Raw genomic sequence first — 9,753 nt, 5'->3', positions numbered from 1 at the left:
GTGTCGGAGGGACGCGACGCGACCGGAGCGGCCGGAGGCGGCGGGGTGGGGCGGACCTGCGGGGTCAGCGCCTGCTGCACTCGCGCCGCGATGGCGCCGCCAATCGACTCACCGATTCTGGACATGTCGGGTCTCCCCCTCGAACCACCGAGACGGTGGACGTTGATGGATTATCGACCCTTGCCGCCCGCGGTTGCGGCCTTTTCCTGCCTACATCCGCCCCTGACGAGGGCCTTCAGTGCCGGGTCCGGTAGCGGTCCACGGCGGCCAGGAGCACCTCCGTGCGCACCGGCTTGCCCAAGAGGCCCACCGTCCCGGACGGGGCCGCCTGGAGGTCCGGATCCGCGGTGAGCGCCAGCACCGGCAGCCGCGACGTCAGGTCCAGGTTCCGCAGCCGGACGAGGAAGCGCTGGTCCTCCGGGTTGCGCAGCATCAGGCTGAGCAGCACCAGCGAGGGCATGTCCGGGTGCTGGGACAACACCTCGAACGCCTGCGTGGCCGTGGCCACGGACAGCACCGTGTAGCCCTCCAAGACGAGGAGGGCCACCAGGGCCTCGCGCAGGTCGTCGTAGCTTTCGACCACCAGCACGGTCGAGGGTTTGTCCAGGGCAACCACCATCAGATCATATACCGCCGGGCCCGGGGCGTGTGCACCCCGGGCCTTGGACCTGGGGACAGGGGACCCCTAAGCGCGAGCCTTGGGGCCAAGCTGGGGCTTGAGGATGACCTTGGTGTAGCCGTCCTTGCGTGCGTCGAACTTCTTGTACGCATCCGGCGCGTCCTGGAGCGGCAGGCGGTGGCTGACGATCATGCTCGGCCTGGCGCGGCCCGCGATGATGAGGTCGCGCAGGAAGTAGTTGTAGCGCTTCACCGGCGTCTGGCCGGTGCCCACGGTGATGCCCTTGTCGAACACCTTGGCCCAGGGCAGCGGGTAGATGCCCTGCTTGGCGTTCTCATCCTTCGCGCCGGGGTCCGGGGCGAGGTAGACGCCCACGACGCCAATGGAGCCCGTGGGGTTCACCAGCTCCACCAGCTGCTCCAGCACCTGGGTGGGCTTCTCCCGGCCGCCGTGCGCGTCCGCGCCCTTGATGTCTCGCGACTGGTAGCCCACGGCGTCGATGCCGCACATCACGCCCATGGCCTTCTCCTCACCGGAGCGCAGCGCGCCCATGATGAGCGGGTTGCCGCGGCGCAGGTCCATGATCTGCTTCACCGGGTCGCCCTTCGTGAAGTCGATGGGGATGGCGCCCATCTCCTTCACCTTGGCCAGGCGCTCCGGGACGCTGTCCACCACGTAGACCTCCGAGGCGCCGCGCAAGAGCGCGCAGTAGCCGGCGAGCAGGCCCACAGGCCCCGCGCCGAAGACGGCCACGGTGGCGCCCGGCCGCACGTTCGCCAGCTCGGTGCCGTGGTACGCGGTCGGGAACACGTCCGACAGCAGCAGGAAGTCGTCCTCCAGGTCATCGCCCGGCTTCCCGGGGATCTTCAGGCAGTTGTAGTCGGCCCATGGCACCCGGAGCAGCTCCGCCTGTCCGCCGCGGTACGGGCCCATGCCCGCGTAGCCGTAGCCCGCGTGCGGCGCTTCCGGATTGGCGACGAGGCACGCCTCGGTGCGGCCGCGCACGCAGTCGAAGCAGGTGCCGCAGGCGATGTTGAAGGGCAGCACCACGCGGTCGCCCTTCTTGATGCTCGTCACGCCAGGGCCCACCTGCTCCACGACGCCCATGTTCTCGTGGCCGAACACCTGTCCGGCCTTGGACGCGGTGCGACCTTCGTACATGTGCAGGTCACTGCCACAGATGCCGGCGGAGGTGACGCGGATGATGCAGTCGGTGGGGGACTCCATCTTCGGATCCTCCACCTCCTCCACCTTCACCTGGCTGTTGGCCTTGTAGACGACTGCGAGCATGGGCTTCTCCTGGGTGGGTCCGTAATGAGGCCCACCAATAGTGGGATGCGCCGCGTCCAGGAGAAGGGGCCGGAGAATGAGCGCGCCCGGCTGCCCCGTACAGGCGTGCAGGGCGGGCGCGCGTTCAAGCCCTCCTCAGTGCGCCATCACCACCGGCGCCTCCGCCGGAGACACCAGCGACTGGCGCTCCCACGCGCGGCTTCGCCAGCGCAGCCACATGGCCAGGCCGCGCGTCCATTCATCCGCGGCCACCGCCAGCCACACGCCCGCGAGCCCCAGCTGCAGGTGGAACACCAGGTAGTAGCCCAGGGGCAGGCTCATACAGACCATGGAGATCATCGCCATGATGACCGGGAAGGTGGCGTCGCCCGCGGCGCGCAGCGCGTTCACCAGCACCAGGTTGAACGAGCGGCCCGTCTCCAAAAGCAGGCTCAGCACCAACACCTGTGACGTCAGTCGCAGGATGTCGCCGTCGTGCGTGAAGAGGCGGATGAGCGGCTCGCGGAAGAGGATGGCCGTGACGTCCACCGCCACCGTGATGCCGATGCTCCACTTGAGGCTCTTGAGCACGCGCGCGTACGCGTCCTGCGAGCGCTTCGCGCCCACCAGCCGGCCCACGATGATGGACGTGCCCATGCCGATGGCCAGGCTGCACAGGAACACGTACTGGGACATGGCGTTGGCGTACTGCCGCGACGCCAGCGCCACCGGGCCCAGGTACGTCACGTAGTACAGGAACACCGTCTGGCACGCGTGGTACGTCATCTGCTCCACCGCGGACGGCACGCCCACGCGGAGAATCTTCCGCACGTACTCGCGCGTCAGCGCCACGAAGTTCGTGGGCTGCATCTTCACGTCCATCACCCGCCAGAGCATCCACGCGAAGACGCCCACCGCCATCGCGCGGCTGAAGACGGTGGACATGGCCGCGCCCGCCACGCCGTGCGCCGGCATGCCGAAGTGCCCGAAGATGAGCACCCAGTTGCCCACCACGTGCACCACGTTCATGCCCATGGCCACGTACATGGACTGCCGCGTGAAGCCGTACGTGCGGATGAGGCTGGAGAAGACGTTGATGAGCGCCTGGAGGAAGAGGAAGCCGCCCGCGATGTGCCAGTAGGTGCTCGCGTACGCCTGCGTCTGGGGCTCCAGGTTCATCCGTCCCAGGATGGAGTCCGCGGACAACAGCAGCCCGCCGCTCACCGCCAGGCCCAGCAGGAAGTTCATCGTGATGGCCTGCGCCGCGATGCGCGCCGCCTCCACGTTTCGCTTCGCACCGAGATATTGCGACACGACGATGGACGCGCCGTGGCTCACCACCTCCATCACCAGGATGCAGATGAAGACGTACTGATTGACGACGCCCACCGCGGACACGGCGGCGTCCGACACACCGCTGAGCATCAGCGTGTCCGCCGTGCCCATCAGCATGAAGAGGAAGATTTCGAAGAAGATGGGCCAGGTGAGGCGGAACAGGCCCGGCTCGCGGGAGGGTGTCGGCTCGACTTCAGTGGGCATGGATGCGTCGCGTCAGGTGGACCCACTGTGCGCGCGCGATTTTTCGATTTCAACCGGAAGCACCCGCGACGGCTGCCTGCCCGCCGCGGGTGCTTTGAGCTGAAATCGTGAGAGTGACACCTACGACGACGTCAGCCGCTCCACGGTGTCCACCAGGTCTCGCAGGGAGAACGGCTTCTTGAGGAAGCCGGCCCACTGTTGTTCCTCCATCTTGGCCTTGGGCGGCTGGATGGCGCTCATGACGAGGATGGGGAAGTGGTGGGTGCCGTCCTTGCGGATGGCGTCGATGGTCTCGTAGCCATTCATCACCGGCATCATCACGTCGATGATGGCCAGGTCGGGCTTCTCCTCCTTGAGTTTGGCCAGCGCCTCGCGGCCGTTGCCGCAGACGACGACGCGCAGCTGTTCCTCCTCCAGGATGGCCTGGATGGCTTCGGCGATGTCCTGTTCGTCGTCCACGACGAGCACGGTCTTCATGAACGCCTCCGCCGGGACGTGCCCGCCGGAGCCTTCTTCGAGGCCGGCTTCTTCTTCGCGGGCGCCTTGCGGGCCTGCTTCTTCTTCTTCGGGCCCAGGGGGGCCTTCACGCGGTCGGAGCGGGAGCTCTCGCCGCCAGTCAGGCGAGCGTGGCCGGTGAGGATGCTCTCCGCGCTCTCGAAGGTGCCCGCGACCTCGATGCCCTGTTCGCTGATGGAGAACTCGCGGATGCCGCTGTCGTAGGCGCTCTCCCGCATCTTCATGATGGAGAGCAGCCGGTAGAGCTGCGAGCGCAGCTCCACGTAGCGCACCAGGATGACGTTCTCCACGGTGGACGCGGCCTCCGGCTGGGGCATTTCCACGCCGGGGCTGAACAGGGGCGTCTCATCCGAGTACAGCGTGGTGACGTCCATCATCCGCAGTTGGTGCGTGAGCGCGGAGAAGAAGCGCCCCAGGCGGTCCGGGTACACCGCCGCGGAGCGGAAGCCTGCCACGCCGTCGATGAACAAGCGCAGCCGGTCCACCTTGCGCTCCTCGATGCGCTCCAGCAGCCGCTCCGCCAGCGAGTCCATGTTGTGCTCCAGCGGCGGCTGCCACTGGATTTCAATGAGGCCCTCGTCCACGTACTTCTTGAGGTCCCCCATGCCGGTGCCCTCGGCCTTCTCGATGAGGCGGGGCGGCGTCTCGAAGAAGCCGAAGTAGACGCCCGGCTGGCCCGCGCGCGCGCCCTCGAGGAGGAAGTGCAGCCCCAGGAGCGTCTTGCCCGTGCCGGGCGCGCCCAGCAGCAGCGTGGTGGAGCCGGACAGCACGCCGCCCCGGAGCGCTTCGTCCAGGCGGGGGATGCCGAAGGGCATTCGGATGCGGTCCTCGCGCCCCTCCGCGGCGGGGTGCGCGAACTGCACCTCCGTGCGCGGGTGGATGAGGATGCCCTGGTTGCTGATCTCCACCTCGTGGCGGCCCAGCAGGGATGGCCCGCCGCGGAACTTGATGGCGATGAGCTCACGCACCGCGCGCGGCCCGTGCAGCCACAGCGACAGTTCGAAGATGCCGTCCACCGCGGTGTTCTCCGGGTGGATCTCCCCTTCGTGGTGCGGGGCGAGCATCAGCGTGGTGCAGCCCAGGATGCTGCAGAAGGCCTGCAGGTCCTGGAGGAAGCGCTTGAAGCTCTGGTCCGAGGGGGCGAACTCCTTCGCCGCGTCCATGCCGTCGATGATGAGCAGCGTGGTGCCGTGCGCCTGGGCGTTCTTGCGCAAGAGCTCCAGCAGGCCCTTGAGCCCGTCGCGCTCCAGGTCGCGGTAGCCGCTGAGGTACTGGAGCCGGTCCGGGATGACGTCGGGGTCGAAGAACGTCATCTGCGACAGGTTCTCCAGCAAGCGCCCATGCGACTCCGACAGCAGCGTCACGTAGAGCGCCTTGCCGCCGTTCTTCACGTGCTGGAACGCGATCTGGTTGGCCAGCACCGTCTTGCCGGAGCCCGGTGGGCCAATGATGGCGTAGGACGAGCCCTGGATGAGGCCGCCCTTGGTGATGAAGTCCAGCCGGGGCACATTGGTGACAAGGCGCTTCGTCGGACTCTTGCCTTCGCTGGACGGGGTGCTGCCGTCAGCGTCTTCGGTGTTCGACACGAATCGTTCTCCCTGTGGATGCGTCAGTACCGCTGGGTGCGATGCAGGGGCAGCCTCAACTCGAAACACGCGCCCTGGCCCGGGGCGCTCTTCACGCTCAGCGTGCCGTCGTGCGCGGCGGCGATCTCCTGGGCCAGGTAGAGCCCCAGGCCCAGGCCCTCGAAGCGGCCCGGGGCCGGCACGCGCTCGAAGCGGCGGAAGATGCGCGCCTGGTCCTCCGGCGCGATGCCCACGCCCTGGTCCTCCACGGCGAGCACCGCGTGGCCTTCGTGCATGGACAGGCGCGCCTTCGCGGGCCGGTCCTCGCCGTACTTGACGGCGTTGGACAGGAGGTGGCCCACGGCCTGCTCCAGCATGCGCGCGTCTCCGAAGAGGAGGACGGGAGCGTCCGGCAGCTCCGCGGTCAGGGCCACGTTCGCGCTGCGGGCCGGAGCCTGGAAGCGCTCCACCTGCTCGCGCACCAGCTGGGAGAAGTCCACCGTGTCCACCTGCAGCGCCATGCCCTGCGTGGACAGGCGGGACACGTCCAGCAGGTTGTCCACCAGGGTCTGCAGCCGCGTGAGGTGACGCACCGCGGGCGTCAGGCGTTTGCCCATGGCGCCGCCCGCGTCCGCGTCGTTGACCACCATCTCCACCGCGCGCTCCAGGTTGAGGCGCAGCACGGTGAGGGGCGTCTTCAGCTCATGCGCGGCGATGCTGAGGAATCGGTCGCGCGCGCGCACGGCGTCCCGGGCGCGGGTCTGCAGGCGCAGCATCGCCTCGATGTTCGCGAGCAGCTCGTCCTCCGCCAGGGGTCGCGTCCAGTACGCGTCCGCGCCCTGGGCCAGGCCCCGCACGCGGTCCTCGCGCTTGACGGATACGGACGACAGGTGGGCGATGAGCAGGTCGTGCGTGGCCTCGTCCGCGCGCAGGCGGCGGCACACCTCGTAGCCGTCGATGTCCGGCATGTGCACGTCCAGCAGCACCAGGTCGGGCTGCCCCTGGGCGAGCCGGAGCGCCTCGCGCCCTCCCGTGGCCTCGAGCACCTGGTAGCCGCCCTGCTTCAGCGTGAGGCTCAGCAGGTACAGCGTCGCCGGGTCGTCATTGACATTGAGGACCGTGACGGCGGTGCGGCCAGCCTGGGCGTTCTTGGCGTCGGAGGAATTCACGGGCGGTGCCGCGGGAACAGTGGGGGCGCGAGCGGCGAATGGAACCACCGGCAGCGAAAAAGATTGGGGGGAGCGCGCGGGCGTTTCGCCGGGTGTTATCCCCCAGACGGATCCGGCGCTGGAGACGTCAGCCTCTTCCCAGGCGGGCCGCCGGGCGCAGGATGCCGGACGCGACGCGGGGCCGGATTTCCGGCCCGGAAAGGCACGAAGACATGAAGGGTACGGCGGGTGAGGTGTTCGTGGACGATGGCGGGACGGGGCAGGGCACACCGGTGGTGTTCGTGCACTCGGCCTGTGGAGACACGCGGCAGTGGGCCGCGCAGCTCCAGCGCGTGCGCAAGCAGCGCCGCGCGGTCGCGCTGGACCTCAGGGGGCACGGCCGGTCCACGCTCACGTCGGACGCGGACTTCACGGTGGAGGACTTCTCGCAGGACGTGGCCACCGTGGTGGACGGGCTGGGGCTGCCTCGCGTGGTGCTGGTGGGGCACAGCCTGGGCGGCGCGGTGTGCGTGGCGTACGCGGCGGCGCACCCGGAGCGCGTCGCGGGGCTCTTCCTGTTGGACCCGGCGTCCGACGGCCGCGAGGTTCCGAAGGAGGCGGCCGAGGGGATGATGGCCGCGCTCGACACCGACGGCTGGACGCAGGTCATCGAGCAGTACTGGGGCACGCTGCTGGCGCCGTCCACGCCCCAGGTGCGTGAGCAGGTGCTGGGGCAGTTGCGGCGCACGCAGCGCGCGGCGGTGAAGGCGGCCATGGGCGCGCTGCTGAAGTTCGATCCCGTCACCGCGCTGAAGCGCTACCGGGGACCGGCCCTGTCCGTCATCACGCCGCTCAACCAGACTCCCGGCGCGTACCACGTGCTCGTCCCGAGTCTTCCCTCGAAACTCGTGACGGGCACGGGGCACTGGGTGCAGCTGGACGCCCCCGAGCAGGTGAACACCCTGCTCGACGGCTTCCTGGCGACGGTGCCCTGATCAGGGCATGGCTTCCAGGCGGAACTGCTGGCAGTCGTTGTTGGACCAGACCCATTGCTGGACGGTGGCCCCGTCGCCGCTGCTCCAGCAGTTGCTCACGTCCAGCACCTTGCCGCTGTGGCGGGCCTCGAAGCGGGAGTAGCCGCCGGTGGTGGCCACCGGCTTGAACTGCTGGTTGGCGCCGCCCGCCCAGGACCACTGCTGCACGCGCGCGCCGTCCGCCACGCTCACGTCCGCCACGTCCACCGCCTTGCCGCTGTAGCGCGACACCAGCCGCGAGTAGCCGCTGTCCGTCGCCACCAGGGACCACTGCTGGCTTGCGCCCGTGTGGCACGCCCACTGGTGCAGCCCGGTGCCGTCCGCCGCGGACGGGCCCACGATGTCCACGCACTTGCCCGTGGCCTTGTTGATCAGCCGGTACCACGGCCCCTGCGGACCGGACGTCCCGCCCCACTGGAAGGACGCCACCGAGCGCGGCGGCAGCGTGTACTCGAAGGACTGCCCGTTCCAGCGGACCTTGAAGGACAGCGTGGCGCCGTCATTCGAGTTCAGCGCGATGAGCGCGCGCGAGCCGTCCGGGTTGCGGAAGGCGAGCGTCTCGATGTTGTTGTTTCCCAGCGACGTGGCGCCCACGCGCACCGCGCCCGGCCGCACCACCTTCGCCAGGTGCGCCCACGCGTAGTACTCCTCGTTGCGCGTGTAAGTGCCCGCGGCGTTGTCCACGGTGAACATGCCCCGGCAGTCCGCGCAGCCGCCCACGCGCGGCCCGTGGTTCGGATCCAACGCCAGGTTCCAGTAGAAGGACGTGCGCGACCAGTGGCGCAGCGGCCCGAAGAGGTTGTTCTGCAGCGCCCACTCCAGGTTCGCCGCGGCGTTGGTGGCCCAGAAGCCGCCGGTGCACTCGGTGAAGTGCACCTCCTTGGCGGGGTACGCGTCGTGGAAGGCGGACTGGACGCTGTAGCTGCCCTCCGGGCTCTCGTAGCAGTGGTACGCCACGCCCGCGACGGCGCTCTGCGCCTGACCGCCGTTGTAGGCCATCACCTCATGCGGGTAGCCCGCGGGGCCCGTGCCGTCGTGCCAGTTGTGGTCCCACGCCAGCACCTTCACGCCGTTGAAGCCCGCGGCGTTGAGCGCGGGGCGCAGGTGCTGCGCGGCGAAGATGGACTGGTCGTTGGACTCCATCTGCATGGTCGCGTAGCCGCCGTTGGCGTTGTGCGGCTCGTTCTGGAGGCTCAGCGCGTGGATGGGCACGCCGTTCGTCTGGTAGGCCTGCACGAAGCGCACGAAGTAGTTGGCGTAGGTGCCGTACAGGTCGTTGCGCAGGTAGCCGCCGCCGGTGAGCGAGTTGTTGAACTTCATCCACGCGGGCGCGCTCCACGGCAGCGCGAAGATCTTCACCTCCGGGTTGATGGCGCGCGCCTGCTTCAAGAGCGGCAGGATGTACGCCGTGTCGTGGCCCACGGAGAAGTCGTTCAAATCGCAGCAGGTGTCGTCGTAGGTGTAGTTGTTGCGCGCGAAGTCGGACGCGCCCATGGGCAGACGGATGGCGCTCTGGCCCGCGCCCGCGGTCACGCTGAACAGGTCGTTCATGATGGCCGTGCGCTGCGGCGAGTTGAAGATGAGCCACGCGGACGAATCCGTCAGCGCGCCGCCGAACCCATCGAGCGTCTGGTACGTCACGCCTTCGTTCACGTCGATGGCCGTCGCGCTGCCCGTCTCCGGACCGAACGCCTTGTTCGCCTCGGCGTTGAGCTTCTTCGACAGCGTGCTGCCGGACGACGTCGTCAGCCACACCCGCACGGTCTCGTTCGCCGCGCTCGCAGCGGGCGGCAGGAGGGTGGAGGCGGCCAGCAGCAGACCCTGAAGGGGGACGCGGGACAACCAGGGGGACATGGGGACTCCAGACACCAAGAGGGAGTCCCGCAGTCTATTCAGACTGTTCTGCTAAGGCTCGTTAATCTTGGATGGCTGAGGGGGCGCCTCCAGGCGGCGGACGGCTGCGGTGTGGAGCACCGTGAGCTGGCGCGCCAGTCGCTCCAATTGGGACTGGAGCAGGGGAGCCTCGGCGCTCATCGCGGCGCCGGGGGCGTCCGGGGTGGGGA

The 9,753-nt window shown here is 68.9% G+C and carries 8 protein-coding genes; 1 reads left to right on the top strand and 7 read right to left on the bottom strand.

Going from position 1 to position 9,753, the window contains the following annotated elements; translation table 11 throughout:
- Positions 1-235 precede the first annotated feature (235 nt).
- The 6 genes from D7Y11_RS39250 to D7Y11_RS39225 form a co-directional block, all read right to left on the bottom strand.
- Complete coding sequence (locus tag D7Y11_RS39250; RefSeq protein ID WP_120577959.1) at positions 236-619, bottom strand: two-component system response regulator; 384 nt, start codon at positions 617-619, stop codon at positions 236-238.
- Positions 620-685: 66 nt separating this feature from the next.
- Positions 686-1,909: a glutathione-independent formaldehyde dehydrogenase gene (locus tag D7Y11_RS39245; protein WP_126936236.1), complete on the bottom strand. Its 1,224-nt coding sequence runs from the start codon at positions 1,907-1,909 to the stop codon at positions 686-688.
- Positions 1,910-2,044: 135 nt separating this feature from the next.
- Entirely contained in the window at positions 2,045-3,427 is a 1,383-nt protein-coding gene (locus D7Y11_RS39240) for an MATE family efflux transporter (RefSeq protein ID WP_120577961.1), read from the bottom strand.
- A 120-nt stretch (positions 3,428-3,547) separates the two neighbouring features.
- The gene (locus D7Y11_RS39235; protein ID WP_120577962.1) at positions 3,548-3,904 is read right to left on the bottom strand and encodes a response regulator transcription factor; all 357 of its coding nucleotides are present in this window, start codon (positions 3,902-3,904) and stop codon (positions 3,548-3,550) included.
- Positions 3,901-5,529: an ATPase domain-containing protein gene (locus D7Y11_RS39230; RefSeq protein WP_126936235.1), complete on the bottom strand. Its 1,629-nt coding sequence runs from the start codon at positions 5,527-5,529 to the stop codon at positions 3,901-3,903. The genes D7Y11_RS39235 and D7Y11_RS39230 overlap by 4 nt, the downstream gene beginning before the upstream one ends.
- A 23-nt stretch (positions 5,530-5,552) precedes the next feature.
- Positions 5,553-6,677, bottom strand: coding sequence for a hybrid sensor histidine kinase/response regulator (locus tag D7Y11_RS39225; RefSeq protein WP_120577964.1), 1,125 nt, complete (start codon positions 6,675-6,677; stop codon positions 5,553-5,555).
- 212 nt (positions 6,678-6,889) lie between these two features.
- On the opposite strand from D7Y11_RS39225, the gene D7Y11_RS39220 reads away from it, so the two are divergent.
- Positions 6,890-7,651, top strand: a complete 762-nt coding sequence (locus D7Y11_RS39220) for an alpha/beta fold hydrolase (RefSeq protein ID WP_126936234.1) — start codon at positions 6,890-6,892, stop codon at positions 7,649-7,651.
- Here D7Y11_RS39220 and D7Y11_RS39215 read toward each other — a convergent pair whose 3' ends face one another.
- Positions 7,652-9,544: an RICIN domain-containing protein gene (locus tag D7Y11_RS39215; protein ID WP_126936233.1), complete on the bottom strand. Its 1,893-nt coding sequence runs from the start codon at positions 9,542-9,544 to the stop codon at positions 7,652-7,654.
- Positions 9,545-9,753 lie beyond the last annotated feature (209 nt).

This window comes from Corallococcus sp. AB018, from assembly GCF_003986945.1.
Taxonomy (GTDB): domain Bacteria; phylum Myxococcota; class Myxococcia; order Myxococcales; family Myxococcaceae; genus Corallococcus; species Corallococcus exiguus.
This window is presented reverse-complemented; position numbering and strand designations above follow the sequence as displayed.

Excerpts from the sequence above, each read along its gene's own strand:
- D7Y11_RS39245 (WP_126936236.1), bottom strand. The coding sequence starts at position 1,909 with ATGCTCGCAGTCGTCTACAAGGCCAACAGCCAGGTGAAGGTGGAGGAG.
- D7Y11_RS39240 (WP_120577961.1), bottom strand. The coding sequence starts at position 3,427 with ATGCCCACTGAAGTCGAGCCGACACCCTCCCGCGAGCCGGGCCTGTTC.
- D7Y11_RS39235 (WP_120577962.1), bottom strand. The coding sequence starts at position 3,904 with ATGAAGACCGTGCTCGTCGTGGACGACGAACAGGACATCGCCGAAGCC.
- D7Y11_RS39250 (WP_120577959.1), bottom strand. The coding sequence starts at position 619 with ATGGTGGTTGCCCTGGACAAACCCTCGACCGTGCTGGTGGTCGAAAGC.
- D7Y11_RS39220 (WP_126936234.1), top strand. The coding sequence starts at position 6,890 with ATGAAGGGTACGGCGGGTGAGGTGTTCGTGGACGATGGCGGGACGGGG.
- D7Y11_RS39215 (WP_126936233.1), bottom strand. The coding sequence starts at position 9,544 with ATGTCCCCCTGGTTGTCCCGCGTCCCCCTTCAGGGTCTGCTGCTGGCC.